The organism is Sedimentibacter sp. MB35-C1, from assembly GCF_030913635.1.
Classification (GTDB): Bacteria; Bacillota; Clostridia; order Tissierellales; family Sedimentibacteraceae; genus Sedimentibacter.
The window spans coordinates 560,380-583,253 of sequence record NZ_CP133188.1 but is presented as its reverse complement, the minus strand read 5'-3'; the positions used below and the strand labels follow the sequence as shown (position 1 = coordinate 583,253).

The 22,874-nt window shown below is 33.3% G+C and carries 18 protein-coding genes; all 18 read left to right on the top strand.

Annotated features, from left to right (window positions below; genetic code table 11):
- Positions 1 to 56: 56 nt before the first annotated feature.
- The 18 genes from RBQ61_RS02755 to RBQ61_RS02670 all read left to right on the top strand — a co-directional run bounded on the left by RBQ61_RS02755 (position 57) and on the right by RBQ61_RS02670 (position 22,835).
- A complete protein-coding gene (locus RBQ61_RS02755) occupies positions 57 to 1,331 on the top strand; it encodes an S-layer homology domain-containing protein (protein WP_308139005.1) in 1,275 nt (424 codons plus the stop codon).
- A 66-nt stretch (positions 1,332 to 1,397) separates the two neighbouring features.
- Entirely contained in the window at positions 1,398 to 6,932 is a 5,535-nt protein-coding gene (locus RBQ61_RS02750; protein ID WP_308139004.1) for a hypothetical protein, read from the top strand.
- Positions 6,933 to 6,979: 47 nt separating this feature from the next.
- Entirely contained in the window at positions 6,980 to 7,330 is a 351-nt protein-coding gene (locus RBQ61_RS02745) for a hypothetical protein (RefSeq protein WP_308139003.1), read from the top strand.
- Positions 7,331 to 7,741: 411 nt separating this feature from the next.
- Entirely contained in the window at positions 7,742 to 8,848 is a 1,107-nt protein-coding gene (tcmP, locus tag RBQ61_RS02740; RefSeq protein WP_308139002.1) for a three-Cys-motif partner protein TcmP, read from the top strand.
- Between the two features lie 6 nt (positions 8,849 to 8,854).
- Positions 8,855 to 9,613 carry a radical SAM protein gene (locus tag RBQ61_RS02735; RefSeq protein ID WP_308139001.1) on the top strand — a complete coding sequence of 253 codons (759 nt, stop codon included), beginning with the start codon at positions 8,855 to 8,857 and terminating at the stop codon, positions 9,611 to 9,613.
- A 48-nt stretch (positions 9,614 to 9,661) separates the two neighbouring features.
- Positions 9,662 to 10,087 (top strand): prepilin peptidase, encoded by a 426-nt coding sequence (locus RBQ61_RS02730; RefSeq protein ID WP_308139000.1) that lies wholly within the window; start codon positions 9,662 to 9,664, stop codon positions 10,085 to 10,087.
- A 12-nt stretch (positions 10,088 to 10,099) separates the two neighbouring features.
- Positions 10,100 to 10,357, top strand: a complete 258-nt coding sequence (locus tag RBQ61_RS02725; protein ID WP_308138999.1) for a hypothetical protein — start codon at positions 10,100 to 10,102, stop codon at positions 10,355 to 10,357.
- A 90-nt stretch (positions 10,358 to 10,447) separates the two neighbouring features.
- Positions 10,448 to 10,975: a hypothetical protein gene (locus RBQ61_RS02720; RefSeq protein WP_308138998.1), complete on the top strand. Its 528-nt coding sequence runs from the start codon at positions 10,448 to 10,450 to the stop codon at positions 10,973 to 10,975.
- A gap of 192 nt (positions 10,976 to 11,167) precedes the next feature.
- The gene (gene mobC / locus RBQ61_RS02715) at positions 11,168 to 11,509 is read left to right on the top strand and encodes a plasmid mobilization relaxosome protein MobC (protein WP_308138997.1); all 342 of its coding nucleotides are present in this window, start codon (positions 11,168 to 11,170) and stop codon (positions 11,507 to 11,509) included.
- Between the two features lie 4 nt (positions 11,510 to 11,513).
- Entirely contained in the window at positions 11,514 to 13,001 is a 1,488-nt protein-coding gene (locus RBQ61_RS02710) for a relaxase/mobilization nuclease domain-containing protein (RefSeq protein WP_308138996.1), read from the top strand.
- Between the two features lie 4 nt (positions 13,002 to 13,005).
- Entirely contained in the window at positions 13,006 to 14,061 is a 1,056-nt protein-coding gene (locus RBQ61_RS02705) for a hypothetical protein (protein WP_308138995.1), read from the top strand.
- Positions 14,061 to 14,882: a hypothetical protein gene (locus RBQ61_RS02700; protein ID WP_308138994.1), complete on the top strand. Its 822-nt coding sequence runs from the start codon at positions 14,061 to 14,063 to the stop codon at positions 14,880 to 14,882. Before RBQ61_RS02705 ends, RBQ61_RS02700 begins: the two co-directional genes overlap by 1 nt.
- A gap of 72 nt (positions 14,883 to 14,954) precedes the next feature.
- A complete protein-coding gene (locus RBQ61_RS02695; protein ID WP_308138993.1) occupies positions 14,955 to 16,820 on the top strand; it encodes a VirD4-like conjugal transfer protein, CD1115 family in 1,866 nt (621 codons plus the stop codon).
- Positions 16,817 to 17,137, top strand: coding sequence for a hypothetical protein (locus RBQ61_RS02690; RefSeq protein WP_308138992.1), 321 nt, complete (start codon positions 16,817 to 16,819; stop codon positions 17,135 to 17,137). Before RBQ61_RS02695 ends, RBQ61_RS02690 begins: the two co-directional genes overlap by 4 nt.
- A gap of 37 nt (positions 17,138 to 17,174) precedes the next feature.
- The gene (locus RBQ61_RS02685; protein WP_308138991.1) at positions 17,175 to 18,041 is read left to right on the top strand and encodes a hypothetical protein; all 867 of its coding nucleotides are present in this window, start codon (positions 17,175 to 17,177) and stop codon (positions 18,039 to 18,041) included.
- Complete coding sequence (locus RBQ61_RS02680) at positions 18,042 to 18,446, top strand: PrgI family protein (RefSeq protein WP_308138990.1); 405 nt, start codon at positions 18,042 to 18,044, stop codon at positions 18,444 to 18,446.
- Complete coding sequence (locus RBQ61_RS02675) at positions 18,427 to 20,550, top strand: VirB4-like conjugal transfer ATPase, CD1110 family (RefSeq protein ID WP_308138989.1); 2,124 nt, start codon at positions 18,427 to 18,429, stop codon at positions 20,548 to 20,550. Before RBQ61_RS02680 ends, RBQ61_RS02675 begins: the two co-directional genes overlap by 20 nt.
- A gap of 494 nt (positions 20,551 to 21,044) precedes the next feature.
- Complete coding sequence (locus RBQ61_RS02670) at positions 21,045 to 22,835, top strand: reverse transcriptase domain-containing protein (RefSeq protein ID WP_308138988.1); 1,791 nt, start codon at positions 21,045 to 21,047, stop codon at positions 22,833 to 22,835.
- Positions 22,836 to 22,874: the final 39 nt, after the last annotated feature.

Genomic DNA, 22,874 nt, shown 5'->3' with positions numbered 1-22,874 from the left:
AAGTAACTTATAAAACATTTTAATATAAAAATGCAGATAAATTAGGAGGACAGGGAATGAAAAAAATAATTACAGTATTTATAACAATATTATTAATATTTTCTTTTTCAGTATGCTATGCTGCTGAAATGAATTTTACAGATGTAAAGACTGATGATTGGTTTTATAAAAACCTTCAGGAGCTGACAGAGAAAAATATTATTGCCGGATATACAGATGAAACTTTTAAGCCAAATAACGCACTTAAATTTGAAGAATTTATAAAGATGCTTGTAGTTGCTGTTGAAGAAGAACCATTCGAACGAAAAGAAGGACAAGAATGGTATCAAGGCTACATTGAAAAGGCAATTGAAAGCAAATATATTACTGAGGAACAAAAATCGCTTATAAGTCAAAATATTGACAGAAGAACAATGGCAGAAATACTCTACAATGTGCTGACTGAAAAAGAAGAAATAGCAGCATACACAGATGAAGAACTGCAATACCTTTCGGACAGACTGACTGACGTAAACAAAACGGATATTAAGACATTAACAATAAATGCAATAGGTGTAATTTCCGGATATCCGGACGGAACTTTTAAACCTGAAGGTACTTTGACTAGAGCTGAAGCCGTGGCGGTAATCAGCAGAGTTATAGATACGGAATTAAGAAATCCGGTTAAGATTGTGGCAAGAGAAAACGGCATTATAAATGCGGAAGATTTGGAATCTATATCTATTGAACAGACTGATTATGAGGAGTTAAAGAATTATATCACATATAATTTTGACAAAAGTATAGATTATAAAATTGAGAATGTAATTAAAGCAGATACTTCAATTTTTCCGATAAAATACGGAGGTTTAGTTATAACAGGAATCGAAAAGCTTCCGGCAGAAAAAGCACCATATTACGGAGATACTTCAATAGCTTGGAGTGGCCATGATGGAAGGGATGCAATAGTTATTCACGCGTATCCTATTGAGAAAAGCAACGATAATGGAGTTACAACAGGTTATTGGCCGGGTGTTATGAAGATTGCGGTAGTATATAAGTCCAATAATATATCAATACTGCAAATAGGTGGTTTTACTGAAACATATGGAGGAGAACAAGTATATAATAAAACTAAAGAAATGTTTCCAGATTTTGCACTTGGTACTTCTCCAATTATAGAATTAAATCGACAGTTTACTACTATGGCAATTTGTCGTGAAAGCTCAGAAGGATTTGGAATTGAAAACATAGATAAAATAATCTTAATGGACACTCGAAGCTATTCATCATCTTCTTCAACCAGCAATGTGCTTGAAATAGATGCAAAAGGTGTGAATGAAATAAAATAAAATATTTAGATAAGGGCATAGAGATATGTCCCTTTTTTAATGCAAAAAAATGAGAGAGGAGTAAAAATGCGTAAAGAAAAGCTAAATAAGAAAACTATAATTATTGTAATGATATTAATATTTGCGATGATAATTTCAGTGTTTGCTCTAAATGAGGTAATGCAAGCAAATATGGCAGCAACCAATACAAATATTTCACCTTACGAATACCGGATGGTTGTTGCATACTTTGCTTATTGGAAATCAGGTGACAGTTATTATGCTGATATTAATGGTGTAAGAACAAATATCGGTGAAGTTCCGTATCAATATTTTGAACCGGACTATCAGTTTCCAGTGGCTCTTATTTCAGGGAATTATGAAGTTGAAGACATAATGAATTACAAAGATTATAAAGGTTCATGGAAAGATTTAAATTATACATATCTTGAAGAAAATGACGTAAGGAATCATTACATGAACACAGCTTTTATTGAAAATAAGGAAGCTATAGTAGGTGAAAAAAACACAATATTAACATTCAGGGCATCTTTTAAGCCGCTAAATCCGGATGATGCTGGGCTTGCCCCTGACCCTTACGGTAGATATGCTAGAAAAGATGGTAACGTATATTATTCGTACATAGCCATAGTAATAAAATACAAGAATTTAGACTATGTAGAACCTCCTGAAGAACCAGAGGAACCTGAAGAACCGGGAAATGGGAATGTAATGGTATATGTATGGCACAAAGAAAAAGGAACAGACAAAAATTTTGCAGATTTGCAGAAAGTACGCACATCTATGGGAAGCAATCTTGTATTGTCCAGTAAAAGTATAGACGGATATAAATGCAGTAGCAGTAGTATAAAAGGGTTGTCAACAAAGAATTATGAGACAAGTTATATAGATGAAGTTGTTGGCAGACATGACTATTCGACACCTGATGATGGATATATCTATGTTACCTTTTATTACGAGGAAGATGATTCAAAACCAAGCGATAATTGGTGTGTTCCTGAGTTTGACTTAAGCACAAACTCTGCACGTATAAAAATGAAACGCAGTGAATTTGATAAGTTCTTGAGTGAAGAAAACATATTTTTTTCGGATGTAGAATTTTCCATAAGCGATATGAAATTCGGCAAAAAAGATGGCGAAGAAATGCAAGGACAACACGGCTTTGCAAGCTGGGATATATACTTTAAATACGGAGACAGAGGCTATGATTATCAGAGGATAGGTCTTTTTAATAAAAAAGAGAAAATAAGCTTGAATGTACCTAGGAAATACTTTGAAACACAAAATGAAGAAAATACAATATATAGGGCAAGTATTGAAGTCCATGCAGGACTTAATTGTATAGGTGGAGGATTCAATGCTGACCAAGGTCATACTTCCTTGTATGTAGATATAATTGAGAATATACCACCCGAAGCATATTACAGATATGCTACAGAGAAGACATTACCAGACGGAACAAACAGCAGAGAATATGGAAAAGTCTACATAGGAAAAGACATTATAATAGACAATTATTGCGATGATCCAAACGGGTTGACAGATATTGACTATGTAAGATATGTTTTCAAAAATCAAAATAATTCGGACCAGATTAAGTCAATACAATTAAAAATGATGTCTTGGGGAGAATATGAACTTGATGAAGCGGATATATTCAATGATACTTCGATAATTTTTAAAGATGCGAAAGTTAACGGAAGCCTAAATCTTCAATTTACTGCTAATGAAGAATGGGAAGTAACCATATATGTCCAGGACATGGAAGGGCTTAACGATTCATATACGGAAATTATTAAGCCAGAAGTGTTGAATTTGAATCCGACAGCGGTTATAAAAGATACGTCAAGCTATAGATATCCTTACGGCAAAGAATTTAACGGCAAGCAAAACAGGGTAATAAAGCTCAATAGCAACAGCTCCTATATTGCATCATGGTTTGCGGATATGGATGTATCAATAGATCACAGTCAAGACACATGGCAAATTGAAGCTCTTGACGGTCAGGACATAAATTCCGTGAAATTTGAAAGGGACGTAAATAAATATATCAACGGAAATATGCTTAATGTAAGCTATGATCCTCTAGACATAAAGATAATGTTCAAAGAAGCCGGAAAATATAAAATAAGGCTTCAAGTAACAGATACAGAAGGAAATATATCTAATTGGTCTGAACAAATAATTACAATTCATGAGGATTTGGCTCCAACTGTAACAGCAGACATAAATCCGAAATATTATAGAGATTCAAGCAAAAATGCTGTAATTACATTAAATTCTTGGATAGAATCACTTGATTCGGATATTCCAAAAGTAAAAAGTGTAGGCTATAGATACGACTCGGATAATGACGGCAGCTTTGACAATGAAACATTGGTGAATCTGCCACATGAGGATGTTAATATTGACACATCTTTATATATAAAAATCGAACTAACGATATCCAAGGTAGGTAGGTATCAATTTGAGATTACAGCAGAAGAAGATTTTGGGCAAGAAACAATAGATCAATATATTGCAGAAAGTGATATAAGATTAAATGAAATTGAGAAAAATACAGAAGTTGACAATATTGCACCAAGAGTGTCCTTAAACACTACAATTGAAATACCATCACCGAAAATTAATTTTAATTTTATGACCGTAGATGATAATTCCTTAACAGCCGGTGATTTCAATTCAGAAGTAAATAGTTTTATAAATAATTTAACAGCTGACGGACTGAATACAGAACATAAAACGAAAATTTTCACAACCGCATTAGAATTAGAACCTACTATAAAAGGAAAAATATATTTTAAAGCAAGTAAATTGCCATATGACCCAGAGCGTTTAACTGCAACTAATTATGATTATATCTTCGAACATATTGGAGATTTTGGCAACGTACTTAACTATTCTAATGATACTGGAAATTTGGATTTTAATAGTCTTGAAATTTACGTTGAACACCTGCAATATGTTGATGAAGATCAGGAATATCCGGAAGAGATACCAAAATTATATTATTCAGTTGACGGTAATAATTGGTTGCCGGTAACATTAACATATAATAATGACTATAGAAGGTTTAGTTCAACATCAACCGGCGAATATACTTCTAAAGCTTTTGAATTTTTAAGTGATCCTATAACTTCAAATGTTAGGTATGTAAAAATCAGAGGTGAAAATGGCCGGATTTCGCATAAGATAGCTCTTGTTCGAGCATATGCAGTAGGAAATACGCAAAGATTGGTAAATCCGGAGTTGGATGACAATAAGTTATTGGACTGCTTATATGATTTTCCTGCAAGGGAAAGCCAGGAAAAATATATGGTTGTTGTTACAAATGGGCAAGTAAACATTAATAATTCCTTAGACGTTATAAGTCAATCTATTGCAAATAATGTAAAAATTATTTTTGTAGGAACAAGAAGTTTAAAACAAATTGGAGAAAACATTACGAATAGTACTGATGGAATGTTTTTTGAATATGATGGAGCTAATATTCCATGGGAAGAAATAGAAGATTTTATTAATTCGGATTTAGAATTAAGAAATCAAAACGGTAATATAATTCTTGTCGGCGATGAATTAGAGTATAACAAAGGGTATTATGACAGTGAAAATGATCCCATGTATCAAGACCAATGGAAATATATCCATGATTCTTACTATTACACAAATAATATGGGGTATATAGAAGAACACAATAAATTTACAGATAGTCCAATAACACGTTTTGATTTAGTAGGTAAGTATACTATTTTATATCAAGCAAGAGATAATCCTGTTGATGATTATAGGTTTGATAACTATAGAAGATGGTCTGAAAATGGAACTGCGGAAATTTTTGTACATAGAAAGCCTATTGCAGAATTTATTGTCGATATGCAAAAAATAAATTCCAGTACTTTCAATATTATATTAAATGATACTTCTTATGACCTTGATCATACAAATAGGGATGATAAAGGTTTAGTTGCAAGAGAATGGTCATGGAAGAAGGTTGGAGATGCGAATTGGACTTCTGGAAAACTTACAACTGGAGATAGAACTAAAGATTATATTATAAAGCTTAGAGTAAGAGATATGGACGGTGAAAATAATTTGGGAGTTTGGTCAGATGACAAGGCGGTTCTTATTACCAGCAAGGCCATGCCCCCCATAGCACAGTTTGAATTATCAAACAGTGTAATAGTGCAAGGTGCAACCTTAGGTATAACAGATAAATCTTATGATCCAAACGGTGATGCTATAGATCAATGGGAATGGAAGCTCTATAAAGAAGGTACATTGTTGGGGACATACACGGCTGCTAATTCGCAGACTGCTATAAACAACAAGCTAAAAACTTCCGGAATAGGAAATTTCAGAATAACATTGCAAGTGAATGATGTTTCCGGCACCTGGGGTGAGCCTTTAGCAACATCAGAGATATATACACAGTATTTTAAGGTTGTGACTGTAAACCAAGCACCTACAGCTGACTTTGATTTATTAAGTAACGAATCACCAACATGGACATTTCAAAAAGTTTTAGGGTTACACACATTGAGATACAGACCGACAGCAAGTTTTTTCCATGAAGAAAAGACGAAATTCAATGTCAATGTAACAGATGCAAATAGTGATAACTTAGGATTTATTTATGATTGGAAGTTTGAGCGTTTTGAAGTAAGAAACATAAGTAATATTTCTGGTGCTTCGGACAATGTTTATACTTATACAAAACAATATCCATTTACTAATAGCTTTAAAGGGCAAGGATTACCTTGGGGAGCTTATCGAATTACATTAAATGTTACAGATAAACCACCGATACCGCCATATACTTCAGAAGATGCAAAGACAGCTATTGTCACTAAAAGTTATTATATTGTTCCAGAGTTAAGTTTAGTAGGGAACTTTGAAAGTTCCAATCCAGAGATAATGGTAGGAGATACAATTAAGTTGAAAGCAAAAACAAGTAAGGAAACAGAGAATGTCTATTGTACATTTATAGATGAAAGTTATGCATTAAGCAAAACAAATGAAGACGGAAACTTTGCATATTGGGAAAAGAGCATAGTTATTCCAGATAGTGTAACAGAAAGTAACACATATAATTTACAATTTAAAGCTAATACAACTTATGGTGGCAATGGAAGTATAACAAGAGAAGTAAAAGATACTGTACCAATAAAAATTATTTCTTTAAAACTTATTAATTTCAGAATAACTGATATAGTTAATCATGATAATGTGAATTTTCCTTATACGAAAAATGATTTATTGACTAAAGGTTTAATTGAATATAAAGCAGGTTACTATGTAACATTTAGAATTGATAGTAAAGGAAAGCCTGATAATGTGTACGGTAAAATAGATATTAAAAATGATGATATTATTGAACAAACACTTAACCTGACTAAGATTATTACTGGTGATACAGAAACATGGGAAGGAAAATTTTATACAAATTCAAAACTTGATGTAAATACTATAATTAGTATTAAGCTTGATTGTAATAAGGGTTCAACAATATATGATTATAACTTGAAAGAGAGCTGGGAAGGAAGAAGTTTAATCACAGAAGGTTCAGCACTACAAGATGGTAGAGTTAATTTAACTAATTAAAGGAGAGAGGGACACGGTGTCCCTCTAAAATATTTTATGGAGGTATAATGAAACAAACAGACAAAGACCTACATGATTTATTAATTGAAATGATTAATGAAGTTGAAAAAGATATGGAAATATATGAAATCAGAAAAAAAACATTTAAAAAAAGAAATAAGTTGCTAAGACCATCAATGGCATTTAGATCTGGGGACTTATTATCTTACATGTATCAAAAATGCAATGAGGAAAGAAAAAGGCTTCAAGCAATGCATATTATTGAAGAATGTTTTTATAAATGCACTCTTACGGCATTGTATTATATTAATCTTGATGATTTGCGAACGCTCATAAAATTTCACAAGGAAAAGAAAATATGGCGTATACGTATTGAAAAAACCTCAAATATGTGTTAAATATAATTATTATACTTAACGGGAGCCATATTTTAGATGTATATTATTGAGATGATAAAAAGCAAATTATTTAATGATAGCTACTATGTTACATTCCGTATTGATTCAAAATGAAAGCCTGATAATGTGTATGACCGGAGTCTTATTACAGATGGTTCAGCTTTGCAGGACGGAAGAATTAATTTAACAAATTAACAATATTCAGAAAGACATCCTGTTATAGGGATGGCTTTCTGATTGTTTGGTAAGTAAAACCTACTTTAGAATTATCAATAGAAATGCAATAAAAATTAATTAAGGCACTATACAAAAGCGCGTATAATTGATACAATTTAAGTAGCAATCGGTAATCTTTGGAAGAATTATAAAGATATACCTTTTGTGCCAAAGAATTTATAAGTGGGGGTTATTATGAATTGTATTAATTTTATCGACAGTTTTAATATAGACAAAAAAATTCTAGATAATAAGAAGCAACAAACAGAATATAAAATTAAATATGTTGTTGAATATATAAGATTGTGGCTGATTATTAGCTCTGAAAGAAAAAATATTAAAAATATAAATTTTATAGATTGTATGTGCAATGCTGGTGTTTATGAAGATGGAGATTTGGGAACTCCCATAGAGGTGTTTTTATTATTTATTGAAAGTGCAAAACTTCATCCAAATAAAAAATATAATATTTTTTTAAATGACAAAAATTATGATAGAATTAATATAATTGTACAATTGTTAAATTATTTGAATAAAGACAATATTCATAACCTAAACATTTTCATTTCAAATGATGATGTTAATGTTTATCTTAAGAAATATGATGAGTTCAATAAATATTTAAAATATAATGCTTCAACTGTATTGTTTGTTGATCCTTACGATTTTGGAACCGTTGTAATTGATAATATGAAAAATTTTCTTAATTCATATTATTGCGAATTAATTTTTAATTTCTTTAGCAGTGATTATGTAAGGAATGGAATAGATGCTAGGATAAGAAAATGTATAGGTAATGTAGATATTAAGAATAAGGATGAATTGATAAAATTTATTGAGAAAAGTTTTAGGACAGGAAAGATTCAACATGTCTTTTCATATAAATTTAAAACCTCAACCAATACAGAAATATATCAAATAATTTTTGCAACGCCAAGCTACAAAGGATTAGATGTGTTAAAATCCTCGTTATGGGATGTTTTTAACGGTAGATTTAATCATCGCAATTTCAAAAAAGACGAAAGCCAATTGTCCATATTTACAGAAGAGGATGATAAAAATTTTCTATTAGAAACACATGCAAATGAAGCAAAGTCAATGTTGTTAAGTGAGTACAAAGGGATGACGGTTCCGTATAGTGCAATATTAGTATTTTTGGCCGAAAAAACAATGATGAAGGAATCACAGTTTTTAAAATCGGTAGTTAAGCCGTTAGTAAAAGAAGGAAAAATAAAGAAATGTGGAAATGTTTCTCGCAAGTCAAACTATAAAGATGATAGTTATGATTTTGTAAAGGAGTAAAAATATATGAAAACTATAACAAGAAAATCTATGCTTTATAAAACAGGAGTGGAGTATGGAGATTATACGATGAACCATGTATTAGGGTGTTCGCATGGATGCAAATATCCTTGTTACGCTTTTCTTATGGCCAAACGATTTGGAAAGGTTAAAAGCTATGATGCATGGTTAGAACCTTATCTTGTAGACAACACATTGGAACTTTTAAGAAAAGAAATTCCAAAGCTAAAGAGTAAGATAAAATCTGTCCAACTTTGTTTTACTACAGATCCATTTATGATGGGGTATGATGAAATTAAAGAAATGAGTCTTGCCGCAATTAGACTTTTAAATGCTAATGGAATAAAATGCACAGCATTAACAAAAGGAATTTTACCAAAAGAATTATCTGAATATTCTAAAGAAAATGAGTATGGAATTACTTTTATTTCATTAAATGAAGAATACCGTAAAATTACTGAACCAGGAGCATCGTCATATGCAGAAAGATTGGAATCTTTAAAATATTTGCATAATAAAGGATGCAAAACATGGGTAAGTATAGAACCATATCCTACGCCAAATTTGATTAAACAGGATTTAACAGATATATTAGAATCTATATCATTTACTGATAAGATTATTTTTGGAAGAACCAACTATAATAAAGAAATATCTTCGTACAAAGATCATAAGAAATTTTATAACGAACAGTCAAAGATAGTAATTGATTTTTGCAATTCAAAAAAGATTGCCTATCACATTAAAGAGGGCACTATAACATAGGATATTAATGAAATTCAAATTACTGGAATATGTAAAGGAGAATGATATTTGCGTAATATTATTTATATAGTAGCAGTTATGTTGCTTATAAAGATATCAATAATAGATGTAAAACAAAAAATAATTCCTGACAGATTGAACTTAATTGTTGGATTGTTGGGAATTTTTAATTTAATACTAAATTTTAAAAACTGCAAAATATACATTGCTTCAGCAGCAATTACTTTTGCAGTTTTTTTATTTCTTGCCATCATTACTAATGGTGGCATCGGAGGAGGTGATATAAAACTTTTTACGGGATTGGGCCTTATATTTGGTCTGAAAATTATAGAAGTAGTAGCTGTAACATTTACACTGGCAGCTATTATTTCTATAATGGCTGGACTGAAAAGAAAAAATAAAAATATAGCTTTGGGACCGTATATATGTGCCGGAGTTTTATTTGTTATAGTTAAAAATCTTTATATATCCTAAGAGGAGAAAAATATGTTTTACGTAGAAGATATAAAGGAATTTCATTTGGATGAAGGAGTCAAGTACATAGTAAAAGACTCGATAAGATGCAGGTCATATATATGTAAGCTTGTTTTTCAAACTGATTTTATATTTTTATTTCAAATTATCGATAAGGATGTTTGTGATAATAAGATTTGCATATCAAAAATTGATTATTTATTAAATCGAAAGCTGATCGAGATTAAAGCATGTAAAATAATGCTTTCTGAAAGAAAAATAAGTATTTAATTTTTCTCCGGGAAGCATAACGAACAAATTGAAGTTTTTGAAATTTAAAATTATAATAGAAGGAGATGAAAACTTTTGGAGGAATTTATCATGGAACAAATTATAAGTGCTTTAGTAACTGGAGGGGCAGCCATAGTTGGCGTATTATTAGTAGAATTGTTAACAGGCAGTAAAATTTTAAAATTACTGGAAAAGCATGATGATAAGACAGACCGCTCTAAAGAAAATCTGTCTAAAGAAAATTTGGAGCTATCAAAGGAGCATGAAAATTTATCAAGGGAACACGGAAGTTTATCAAAAGAACATGTTGAGTTGAAAATAATTCAGAACAATATTAAAGAAAAGCAGGCTGACATTATTAGTATTCTTAATCAGGACAAATCGGAGAAAAATCAGGCTTTTGAAAAAATGACGGACAAGCAAAGAGAATTAAATGAAAATGTAAGCAAATTACAGTTATTCATTGATGACTGGCAAAGACAGTCACTAATTATAGATAGGCTTGAGAAGAGCAATGAGCAGATTAAGGAACTAAATGAAGAGTTAAGAGAGGAAAACATTGAGCTGAAGGAACAGCTAAGAAAAATTAGAAATAAAAACCGGGGATATGAAAGGTAAATTAATATGAAATTAGGAACTGAAAGGCGAGGACGTCTTTCTTTTTTTCTTTCAGAAAGCATCAATTCTTAAAACGTAGTTTTAAGAATAGCAAGCAGTGGAAATGGCTATCCATTTCCGATTTTTTAGGGGATACCCCTAATACCCCTGCGGAAGCAGAAATTAAAATTGAATTAAACTGGTGGTGATAAATTGGCAGAAAACAGAAAAAGAAAGAATGTGTTTTTTATTAGAACTACAGATGACGAACATAAAATAATAATGGAAAAAGTGAAAGCATCACATATGAACATAAACAGATATTTTATAAATGCTGCAATAAAAAAAGAAATTATTATTTATGACTTCGCAAGCGTATTTGAGTTGTCTGCGCAAATTAGCAGAATCGGTAACAACATAAATCAAATTGCAAAAAAATTGAATCAGGGAGGAAGAATAAGCGAAGCTGAAATAAGCTATCTTTATTCATCCCTTGAAAATATAAATAATGTGTTAATGAATATATATAGTGATGTTCTTGAAAGTGGAGAATAAGAGTATGGCATATGTAAAAAGGCTGACGATCAAAGCAACATTGTATAAAGCTTTGAAGTACATAGTGAATCCAGATAAAACAAATGAAAAAATTTTAATCAGTTCAAATAAGTGCAGTCAGAATGAAAAAGTTGCAATAAAGGAAATGAGGACTCTTAAAAAAATTCATGAAAAAGAGGATGGAATACAAGGGTTCCATTTCATTCAGAGTTTTAAAAAAGGAGAAGTATCAGAAGAGGAAGCTCACCAAATAGGAAAGGAATGGACTGCAAAATTTCTTGACGATAATTTTCAGTACATACTTAGCACACATACCGACAGGGATCATATTCATAACCATATTGTAATTAATTCGGTTGGACTTAACGGTAAAAAATATAACAGCTGTGTAAATGAAAGAGAAGACATAAGGAGATATTCCGATCTTGTTTGTCTGGAACATGGTCTCAGCATTATTGAAAGAAAAGGAAAAGTTAAATATCGTTCATATAAGGAATGGCTTGAAAGTAAAAATAATACTTCATGGAAAGATATTGTACGTGAAGATATAGATTTTATTATTTCTTCTTCAGGGAGCTTTGAAGAATTTATTCAAAAAATGAAATCGGAAGGCTACTATATTAAGCACGGAAGCAATGTAAAATATATGACCTTCAAAAAATCAGGAATGAAGAAAGCCGTTAGAGGAAAAACTCTGGGAGAAGATTATTCAGAAGAAGTTATCAAAGAAAGAATAAAGTATAAGGAATTTAATATTAGCCACCTAAATACAAAAAGCTTCAGAAGATATAAAATCAGTCAGAGAGCTTTTGAGTATCATGTTGGGAAACTTATTTATAAGTCTGAGTACGTTAATACGAATGTCAGACTTATTATTTTGTTATTCAAATCTATTTTTAGAAATAACCAAAATAATTACGAAAAAAATATCAGCTCTGTCAAGTACACATATGCACAGAAAAAAATTATTGCAGGTATCAGAGATTTGACATCAAGCTTAAATCTTTTAGATAAATACAATATAAAAACAAGGGGTGATGTAAAAAATACAATACAAGAATTAGAAGACAGAATTTCAGCTGAAGATTTAATTTTGTCAAAGTTGAATGACTTGCATGTTAAATCCGCTGCGGTCATGACGGAAATAGAATTATATCAGAAATATGAAAAATATTATCATGAATATAATAATTCTATTTTAAAATCAGCATACAGAAAAAAACATGAATATGAGATCAGCAAGTATGAAAGTTGTAAGGAAAGACTACTGAAATTTGGCCTAAAAAAATCAGAATTTAAATCCTTTAAAGCAAAACATGAAAATATAATTATTAGAATGGAGGCGGTACAGGAGGAAAAGGAAAATATATATCAGGAACTATATGGCATAAACAAGCTAAACAGTTACTTGGATCATGAAAACAGAAAACAAACATGTAGGGAAGTTAGCTTAGAAAAAGATTCGGATAGCAAATCAGAAAAGGAGAGATAAAATTATGAGTGAAAAAAATGCTGAAGATAAAATGTTAAAAAATATTGATGAAGCGGAAGCTGCCGTTTACAGTCAAATATTTGGGCTGTTTGATAATGGCAATGGAGATTTTGTTAAAATTAAGCTTGATGAAAAGGCTAAGGAAATTGATAATTCCAAACCAAAGAAAAAAAGAAAAACCAAATCAGGGAATACAAAATCGAAAGCAAAGGACGAAATAAACAGGATAATTCAGGAGATTTCTGAAAAAGAAATAATTAGTATGGTTTTGACAGTAAAAATCAGCGGTATCAGCATGGAATATGTAAATGATCCCAAAGCCGGTGATAAATATATGGACAAGGATGATCAGATAGAAAAGATTAAGGAAGCGGTTAAGGGCTTCAAGAATGTAGTTGTTGTTCATTCGGAAGAAGAGCTTAATAAGCTTCAGGAAGACTATAAAATAAAGATGGAAAAAACAAAAGCTTCCCGTGAGGAAAAGACTGAAACTAAATCTTCTACCAATAAGGCTATACCAAAAGATGATATTAAAGAAACTGAAGACAGGGCAAATGTATATATCAGAATATCCGAAACAGACTACAACTCAATTAAGGCTGATCTGGAAAAAGAAAATATAATAATGTTTACAAAAACTGCTGCTGAAACCAGAGAAGACAAGGCAGGCATTAACCTTATTATGAAGCCGGGAGATGTAGAGCAGGTTAAAAGTTTGTTGAGTAAAAATGATATTAAGGTTTTACAGGAAGTGGAAGGTAATGTTGACTGGAATAATATTAAGGACAATTCTCGTAAATATGAAAATATAACCGAAGAGCAGCTTAAACAGTTTCAGGGTAAGAATAAGGATAAATATGATTATATTGCTTTCAAGAAAGACAATATATATACCGTATTTGCGGACAAGCAATCAGACATAGAAATTGGTGCTCCGGAAAAGAAGACACGAAGTCAGCTTGAAGAGACGATTAAAAATCATAGAAATAATGAAACTCCGGCTAACAAAAATGAAAAAACTCAAAATAAATTAAAGGGCGATAAGGAGGAAGCAAGATAATGAATACAGGAGGAGATACAGCCAGTATTTTAATGGCATTCAGTGCAGAAGTGGGAAAGGAAGGTCTTAAAGGCGGTGTAGAGCTTCTTAAGTTTTTATTGTCTAATTATCTCAGCAAAAAGAAAAATCTTAATCCCGGCGAAATAAATATGAAAAGGATGCTTGAAAGCGGAGAAAGCATAATAACCATGGATTTAAATGCAAAGGACGCTGAAGCTTTTGCTTCCATGGCAAAGGGCTCAGGTATTACATTTGCTTTTTTCCAAAAAGGAGAGGATATGCATACAATAGCATATCTTGAGAGGGAAGCTCAGCTTGTTAATAAACTTCTTGATATTATAAAGCAGGGTAAGGCAAAAGAAATCAATGATGTCGACAAGCTAATTAATGAGTACAAGGTAGGGGCTGACAGAACCTACATTGTTGATAAAGATAACCCTGATAATTACATTCAGGTTGATGCTAAAGGAATAGACAAGGTATATGTTGTTGATAAAAGCAATCCCAATAATAATATAAAAATAACGGAAGATTTAAAAGAAAAGACTATTGAAGCAGAGATAACCTTAGACGGTAAGGCTAAGACGGTAAAAGGCAGGGATAATGTTAAAACTGAGCTGATTGCCAGTGCTGGAAAGTTTAAGAATCCGGACCTTGCTAAGGATGAAGAGGAAATAGAAAAGCTTAAGAAATCTTACAGCAAGGATGATGGGAAAAAAACGGTGGAGCAGCTGGAACAGCAAATAAAGGAGGTCAGAAAAAATATGCCGAAGCAGCAAAAAAAGCAAAAAAGCAAGCTTAAAGAAAGGAGAGAAAGGTAATTGCTTACGGAGCAGGAAAAAAGGAAGAGAAAGATACGGCAGAATGTTATTTTGTTTACTGTATTGTATATTTTGTTTAGTTATTACGTTATTCACATTGGAGCGGTTTTAAGCGGTTACGACAACCTGATTGATAATATTAACAATCTGGATAAGGATGTAGCCCAACACATAAAATCAGCTGCCATTTTTATTCCGGGATATGAACAGATGAAGCTTTGGATGTTTTCATCTGTTTTTTATTGGGCTGTTGTAGCGTTGATTCTATTGGATTTGCATAAAAAGTATATGTTTGGCAAAGAGCATGGTACTGCAAGGTGGGCGGAAAAAAATGAAATAGAAAAGCTCAAGGATAAGCGTGAAAGTAAAAATATTATTCTTACTCAGACTGAAATGCTTAGTATAGACACTAGAATGACGAGAAAGAATCTGAATGTTTTGATAACAGGCGGCGCAGGTACAGGAAAAACAAGAGGATTTGCAAAGCCGAATTTATTACAGGCCAATACAAGCTTTGTAATAACAGATCCAAAGGGAGAACTTCTCAGAGATACAGGCAGATCGCTTATAGAAGCAGGATACAAGTTAAAAGTGTTTAACCTTATAGAGATGGATTATAGCAGCTGCTATAATCCGTTTCCTTATATAAGAAAAGAAAGCGATGTAATGAAGGTTGTAAATACTCTTATAAAAAACACTAATCCCAAGGGTTATACGGGAGGAACAGATCCTTTCTGGGAAAAATCTGAAATTGCACTGCTACAAGCTATTTTCTTTTTCATATGGTATGAGGTGAGATATTCCGAACAGAATTTCAGCACTGTAATGTGGATGCTCAGATGTGCAGATGTAAAGGAGGATGATGAAGCATACATAAGTGATTTGGATATTCTTTTTAACGAACTTAAGGAGAGAAATCCAAATCATATTGCAATACGCCAATATACAATATTTAAACAGGGTGCAGGAAAAACAGCCAAGTCAATACTTATATCAGTAGGTGTAAGATTGTCACCATTTAACATTGATGCTGTTGCAAATCTTACATCAAAAGATGAGCTGCAGCTTGATGAGATAGGTGATGAGAAAACAGCTTTGTTTGTTGTTATATCCGATTCGGATACCACATTTAATTTCCTGGCGGCAATGATGTATTCACAGCTGTTTGACAGCCTATATTATACGGCGGATTTTAAAAACAAGGGCAGGCTGAAGAACCATGTAAGATGTATACTTGATGAATTTGCAAATATAGGTTATATACCTGAGTTTGACAAGCTTATTGCCACAATGAGAAGCAGGGAAATAAGCTGTTCAATTATACTCCAGAACATGGCACAGCTTGAAACTATGTATAAGGATAGCTGGAAAACTATTGTGGGAAACTGCGATTCCTTTTTGTTCCTGGGAAGTAAAGAGCAAAGCACTTTGGAATATGTAAGCAAGCAGCTTGGAAAAGAGACAATTGACACAAGGAATATAAACCGCAATAAAGGAAGGCAGGGAAGTTCGTCATATAATTACGGGATTCATGGCCGTGAATTAATGACACCGGATGAAATAGGAAGGATGCCTGACAGCGATTGTATTCTTATGATAAGGGGAATATTTCCTTTTTATTCTAAAAAATATACTCTTGAACAACATCCCAGGTACAAGTTTCTTTATGACAGCAGTGATGATAATTATTTTGACTATCGTGATGCAAAGAGATTTTGCCATGAACAGCAGGCAGAAGGTGAAAGGGAGAAAATTATGGAGAGATACAGCATGGATAATTTTAACCTTGATATTGATCAAGTAGAAAGACTATATAAATCATTGTCTGATGAACAGCCTGAGCCGCCTGTTAATAATATTAAAATTTTAAACCTTTATGAAGAGGAACTTTTAAACATGGAAGGTGAAAAAATACACAATGACGGAGGAGTAAAATGAGTAATAAATTTAATAATGCAATGGAAAAGGTAAGAAGAGGAATATTATTTGGCATGACCGCTGCTTTAACCTGTATAAGTGCGTATGCCGATGAAGACAAAAATAAAGGAGAGACAGAGTTTAATAATGTATTGGATTGGATTCTTGTCTGGATTGGAAGAGCAGGAATAGTGCTTACAGTATGGGGAGCGGTTCAGATAGCTCTTTCGGTTTCAAACGAAGATGCTACTCAACGAAGAAATGGAATATTACAGTTAATTTCCGGCCTTATGGTAATGGCAATTGGATATGGTGCAAAATCAATAATAGGTTACTAAAAGCAGCAGTGCTGCTTTTTTGAAAGGAAGTGACTAAATGGGAACAATTATTGCTTCATTATTGGGAGGAGGTTTATTTGGAATATTCGGCTGGCAGTATCTTTCGCCGGAGAGTATTGTTGACAACCTGGACAAAACATTTAACAAGTTAAATGACATTATTCAGGGAGCTGTTGATTTAGTAACAAATCCTATAGATTCCATGGAAGGCATATGGGATGTTGTATCGAGTGTACACAATGCTATACTTCCCATGGGGTATAGCCTTCTTACCTTATTTTTTCTTCTTGGATTTATGAATAAATCATTGTCTTTTAGGATCATAAGGATAGAGGATATAATCAGGCTTATTTTGAAAATGATTATTGCAAAGGCAGTTATGGAAAAAAGCTTTGAATTACTTAATATGGTGTATGGCATAGCAACTGATTTAATTCTTAAAGTGGATTTTTCTGTAGCTTCAATAAAAATTGTTGATACGGCAGCACTTGCGGAACAAATAGATAAAATGAATTTTATTGAAAGAATTGTATTTCAGACACAGTTCACTCCTATAAGTATTGTCAGTTTTATATTAAATTTAATGGTGTTTGTTATTTGCTATGGAAGGATAGTTGAAATTTGTATATTTACAGCTGTTTCGCCGATCCCTATAGCTACTTTAAGCAGTGAGGAATATGCCGGCACGGCGAAGGGATTTTTCAGGCACTATTTTGCAATATGCCTGCATGGTTTGATTATAGTAATAATTTGTATGATTTTTGGAGGCCTTGCCCAAACATTGATAGGTGCAGCGGATACTTCTGATTTTGGAGTTGGAATGTCCATATCCTTGTCAATTATGCTTATATATGTTCTTTCAAAATCTGAATCATGGGCAAGACAAATAATGGGGGCTCATTAAATGATTGAAATTAAAATACCTAAAGAAATCAGGGATTACAGAGAGGCTATATTTGCCGGCTTGAATTTAAGACAGATTATTAGTCTGGCTGTAGCCGTAGCGATTAATGTGCCATTGTATGTATACATTAAGCCGTATATTGGAGATGAAATTGCAAGCTGGCTTGTTATAATTACAGGTATACCTATATTCCTTATAGGCTTCATAAAATTTGACGGTATGCCATTTGAAGAATATTTCAAAGTCATTTTAAGATTTTATTTCCTGAAGCCGCGCAAGAGAAAATATAAGGTAGAAAACATATATACTTTTATATATGAGCATCAAAAAAGGCGGGCTGAAGAAGAAATAAGGCAACACGGTAAAAGGAAAGGAGGTAAAAAGAATGCTTTTAAGAAAAAGTAAGGATGGTAAAGCTTCAAAAAAAAGCAATTTAAAAACTAAGAAAAAAAGTTTTTCAAAAACAGCACAAAAAACAGTTCCGATAGTTAATGCCTGTGATGACGGGATAATAGAACCTATTAAGGGAGAGTTTTCAAAGTCATTTGAATTTCTTGATATAAATTATCATGCTGCAAGAGATGAAGAGCAAGTTAATATTTTTGCCAGGTATTGCGAGTTTCTTAATTTCTTTAATTCAACCGTTAATCTCCAGATTACGGTGAATAATAAATCTATTAACAGGCATGAATTTGAAAAAAAGGTTGTTCTTGAGGAAGGAGGGGACAACCTTGATGTATTTCGTAAAGAATATAATGAAATGCTGATAAGTCAAGTACAAAAGGGCAGGAATGATACAGAAAAGGAAAAGTATATTACAATAAGTATTAAGGCCAATGACATTACGGAGGCAAGAAATATTTTCTCGCGTATGGAAAATGAAATATCGGGACTTTTAAGGAGCATAGGCAGTTATGCAAAGATACAGCCTATAAATAAAAGACTTGAAGTTCTTCATGATATATACAGGGCTGATAATATAGGTAATTTTTCATACAACGCTTCCATGTTAAAAAGCGGTTCCTTAATAAAGAATGAAATTGCTCCGGATAGTTTTGAATTTAAGAGGGATTATTTTCTAATGGGGAACAGATATGCAAGGGTACTATTCTTAAGAAGTTTACCATCCTTTTTAAATGATCAATTTTTTACAGAGCTGACAGATTTTAGTTTTAATATGATGACTACTATAAATGTCAGAGCTATAGAACCGGAAAATGCTTTGAAGATGATTAAGAGGCAAATAACCGGTATGGAGAGCAACAAAATAGAGTATCAAAGAAAAAGTGTTAAAAACGGATATCTTGATGCATTTATCCCTTATGAGCTGAAAAATAATCTTAGGGAGGCTGAGGATCTTCTTGAAGATGTAATGAACAAAAATCAAAGATTGTTTTTAACTAATGTAGCCATACTGCTCATGAGTGATGACAAGCAAAAGCTTGATGAGCAAACAGAAACAATAAAATCTACAACAAGGAAACATTTATGTCAAATTGGGACATTGAATTACCAGCAGGAGGAAGGGCTAAATTCGGTACTTCCCTTAGGACGAAATAATTTGTATGTGGACAGGTGTCTTACAACAGAGGCGGCTGCTGTTTTTATTCCGTTTTCCAGTCAGGAATTGACTCAGCCGGGAGGTATGTACTACGGCTTAAATGCGATATCTAAAAATCTTATTATATTTAATCGCAAAACATTGAAAAATCAAAACGGGTTTATATTAGGAACACCGGGAAGCGGAAAATCTTTTGCCGCAAAGCGGGAAATGATTAATGCTATTTTAAGAGCCGGAGATGATGTAATAATAATAGATCCGGAAAGAGAGTATACAAATTTGGTGAGAAACTTTGAAGGAGAAGTCATTCAAATATCTTCGGATAGCAGGAACTACATTAACCCGTTGGATATGAATATAGACTACTCTGAAGATCCCATTTCTCTTAAGTCGGAGTTCCTTTTATCTTTGTTTGAAACTATTATAGGAGGCAAGGAAGGGCTGTCAGCTAAAGAAAAATCTATTCTCGGCAGGTGTGTTGGGCTTACATATCAGGAATATATGCAGACATTTGACAAAGAATCGACTCCAACACTGAAGGACTTTTATGAGGTGTTGAAAAAACAAAGAGAACCTGAAGCTGAAGGTCTGGCTACTGCTCTTGAGTTATATGCAATAGGAAACCTCTCTGTATTTTCAAAGAAAACCAACATTGATATCAATAACAGAATCGTATGCTTTGATATTAAGGATCTGGGAAAGCAGCTTAAACCGATGGGTATGCTCATAACTCTGGATGCTATTTGGAACAGAATAGTTGAGAACAGGAAAAAGGGCAGACACACATGGATATATATTGATGAAATGTATCTGCTGTTTAATAATGAATATTCGGCTAATTTTTTCTACGAGCTGTATAAGCGTTCCAGAAAGTACGGAGGTGTTGTGACAGGAATTACTCAAAATGTGGAAGTGCGCCCAGATAGGGTGCTGTGCAAAGTAGCGTAGGTGCTACCGCATACGATAGTGTGCGACTCATTCCGTCTTACCGATTGAGTGGAAACGCTCGACGGGAACAGAGCATGGCGGAGAAGGGATTAGTCACCGAAGGACTTTAGGTGCGACTGTTTCCCGATGAGAAGAAGATACGAGGATAAGATTGCGTTTATCGATTGCGAGGTTTAAGTTCCTGTTTTTTGCAGGTATGGGTAAAAGTCCTGAAACCCATGTCACAACACTGCATTGTTATCTTTCATGACAATGCAACTATCAAAATGTTGTGAAACAGGCGTGAGAACACGTCTCAACAAACCGAAAGCATATCCGACAATCTTCAAATACCTATACACAGCACTAACTGGGGATTGCCTAAGTCAGACTCATTCGTCTGATATGGTAACGGAAGTTCCGTAGTAGTCTGAGAGAGTTAATGGCTCTTACATGGCGAAGGGAACAAGTCAGTAACATCTAAAATGTAAGAATGAAAGGGAGGAGAAACCTCAATGAAACCAACATCTGAAATTTTAGAGCGTATGGAAAAGTGTTCAGAAACATACAAAGACGGTATATTTACGAGGCTCTACAGATATTTGCTTCGTGAAGATATTTACCATGCCGCCTACCAAAAACTCTATGCAAACAAAGGAGCAACAACACAAGGTATTGATAACGATACCGCCGACGGATTTAGCGATAAATACGTCAAAGACCTAATCTGTTCACTGCAAGAGGGAACGTACAAGGCAAGTCCTGTAAGACGTGAGTATATTCCGAAACACAATGGAAAACTTCGTCCTTTGGGCATTCCCTCATTTCGGGACAAATTACTGCAAGAAGTTGTCAGAATGATATTGGAAGCTATTTATGAGCCGACTTTTCACAAGCATTCGCACGGTTTCAGACCGCAGAAAAGCTGTCACACCGCACTTCGTCAGATTTCCTCTGATTTTACAGGGGTGGCATGGTTTATAGAGGGTGACATTAAAGGCTGTTTTGACAATATCGACCATGAAAAGCTGATTGAAATACTCGACAGAAAAATTAAGGACAGTAAATTTTTGAACATCATACGTCAATTCTTAAAAGCCGGATATATCGAAAATTGGCAGTACAACAAAACCTACAGCGGTTGTCCGCAAGGGTCAATCTGTGCGCCGATACTTGCGAATGTCTACTTAAATGAATTAGATAAAAAGTTTGAGGAAATAAGTTTAAGATTTAGTAAGCCAAGGTCAGCCTACCAAACACCCGAATATCACGCAGTAAATAAGGAAATGAAACGTCTCTCCTACTGGATAGACCATACTACCGACGAAATAGAGCGACAAGAGTTAATCAAACAATATAAGGAGCAACGTGAATCTTTGCGAAATATTCCTTGTAAACCCGCAGACAACAAGAAGTTTACTTTTGTGCGTTATGCGGACGATTGGTTAGTCGGGGTATGTGGTACAAAACAGGAATGTGAGGAATTGAAAGCTGAAATAGCCAATTTTCTAAGCACGGAGTTGAAACTCACCTTAAGTGAGGAAAAGACACTCATTACCCACAGTTCTGAAAAGGTCAGATTTTTAGGATATAATATTTGTGTCCGAAGAAATCAAGAGGTAAAAGGTTACAGAATGAAAAACGGAACATGGAGACAATCCCGTTCCTTACACCTTAAAGTTGCCCTTACTATTCCTCATACGGAAAAGATTGAGAAATTCATGTTTGCAAAAGGAGTCATTCGTCAACGTGAAAACGGAGAATTTCAGCCGATACACCGTGCAGGACTTCTCAATATGTCGGATTGTGAAATTGTGGAGCAATACAATGCCGAAGCAAGAGGATTATGTAACTTCTATAATTTAGCGGTGGACTACCATACTTTGGATTACTTCTGCTATCTCATGGAATATAGTTGCTTGAAAACCATTGCCAACAAGCATAAAAGCAGTATTCGCAAAACTATCCGCAAATACAAAGATGGTAAAACATGGTCAGTACCCTATGAAACCAAAACGGGCACAAAACGTGTTAAGCCTGTTAAAATTGCCGACTGCAAACGTGGCAAAGTTGATGATGTTATTTTCACAAGAAAGAAATTCAACTGGAAAACCACAATCAGACAAAGGCTCAATGCCAAGGTTTGTGAATTATGTGGTACAAAGAATGCCGAACTTTATGAGGTTCATGTAGTACGAAATCTCAACGAATTAGGCAACTCCTATTGGGAAATCGCCATGAAACAAAAAAGGCGAAAAACACTTGTAATCTGTAGCAAGTGCCATAAGGAAATCCATAAACACTAATCCATATGTTAATTATTGATGGGGAGCCGTATACCTCGA

What these genes read in the sequence shown, in the direction of transcription:
- RBQ61_RS02755 (WP_308139005.1), top strand. Translation starts at nt 57, where the DNA reads ATGAAAAAAATAATTACAGTATTTATAACAATATTATTAATATTTTCT.
- RBQ61_RS02750 (WP_308139004.1), top strand. Translation starts at nt 1,398, where the DNA reads ATGCGTAAAGAAAAGCTAAATAAGAAAACTATAATTATTGTAATGATA.
- RBQ61_RS02745 (WP_308139003.1), top strand. Translation starts at nt 6,980, where the DNA reads ATGAAACAAACAGACAAAGACCTACATGATTTATTAATTGAAATGATT.
- tcmP (WP_308139002.1), top strand. Translation starts at nt 7,742, where the DNA reads ATGAATTGTATTAATTTTATCGACAGTTTTAATATAGACAAAAAAATT.
- RBQ61_RS02735 (WP_308139001.1), top strand. Translation starts at nt 8,855, where the DNA reads ATGAAAACTATAACAAGAAAATCTATGCTTTATAAAACAGGAGTGGAG.
- RBQ61_RS02725 (WP_308138999.1), top strand. Translation starts at nt 10,100, where the DNA reads ATGTTTTACGTAGAAGATATAAAGGAATTTCATTTGGATGAAGGAGTC.
- RBQ61_RS02720 (WP_308138998.1), top strand. Translation starts at nt 10,448, where the DNA reads ATGGAACAAATTATAAGTGCTTTAGTAACTGGAGGGGCAGCCATAGTT.
- RBQ61_RS02710 (WP_308138996.1), top strand. Translation starts at nt 11,514, where the DNA reads ATGGCATATGTAAAAAGGCTGACGATCAAAGCAACATTGTATAAAGCT.
- RBQ61_RS02705 (WP_308138995.1), top strand. Translation starts at nt 13,006, where the DNA reads ATGAGTGAAAAAAATGCTGAAGATAAAATGTTAAAAAATATTGATGAA.
- RBQ61_RS02700 (WP_308138994.1), top strand. Translation starts at nt 14,061, where the DNA reads ATGAATACAGGAGGAGATACAGCCAGTATTTTAATGGCATTCAGTGCA.
- RBQ61_RS02690 (WP_308138992.1), top strand. Translation starts at nt 16,817, where the DNA reads ATGAGTAATAAATTTAATAATGCAATGGAAAAGGTAAGAAGAGGAATA.
- RBQ61_RS02685 (WP_308138991.1), top strand. Translation starts at nt 17,175, where the DNA reads ATGGGAACAATTATTGCTTCATTATTGGGAGGAGGTTTATTTGGAATA.
- RBQ61_RS02680 (WP_308138990.1), top strand. Translation starts at nt 18,042, where the DNA reads ATGATTGAAATTAAAATACCTAAAGAAATCAGGGATTACAGAGAGGCT.
- RBQ61_RS02675 (WP_308138989.1), top strand. Translation starts at nt 18,427, where the DNA reads ATGCTTTTAAGAAAAAGTAAGGATGGTAAAGCTTCAAAAAAAAGCAAT.
- RBQ61_RS02670 (WP_308138988.1), top strand. Translation starts at nt 21,045, where the DNA reads ATGAAACCAACATCTGAAATTTTAGAGCGTATGGAAAAGTGTTCAGAA.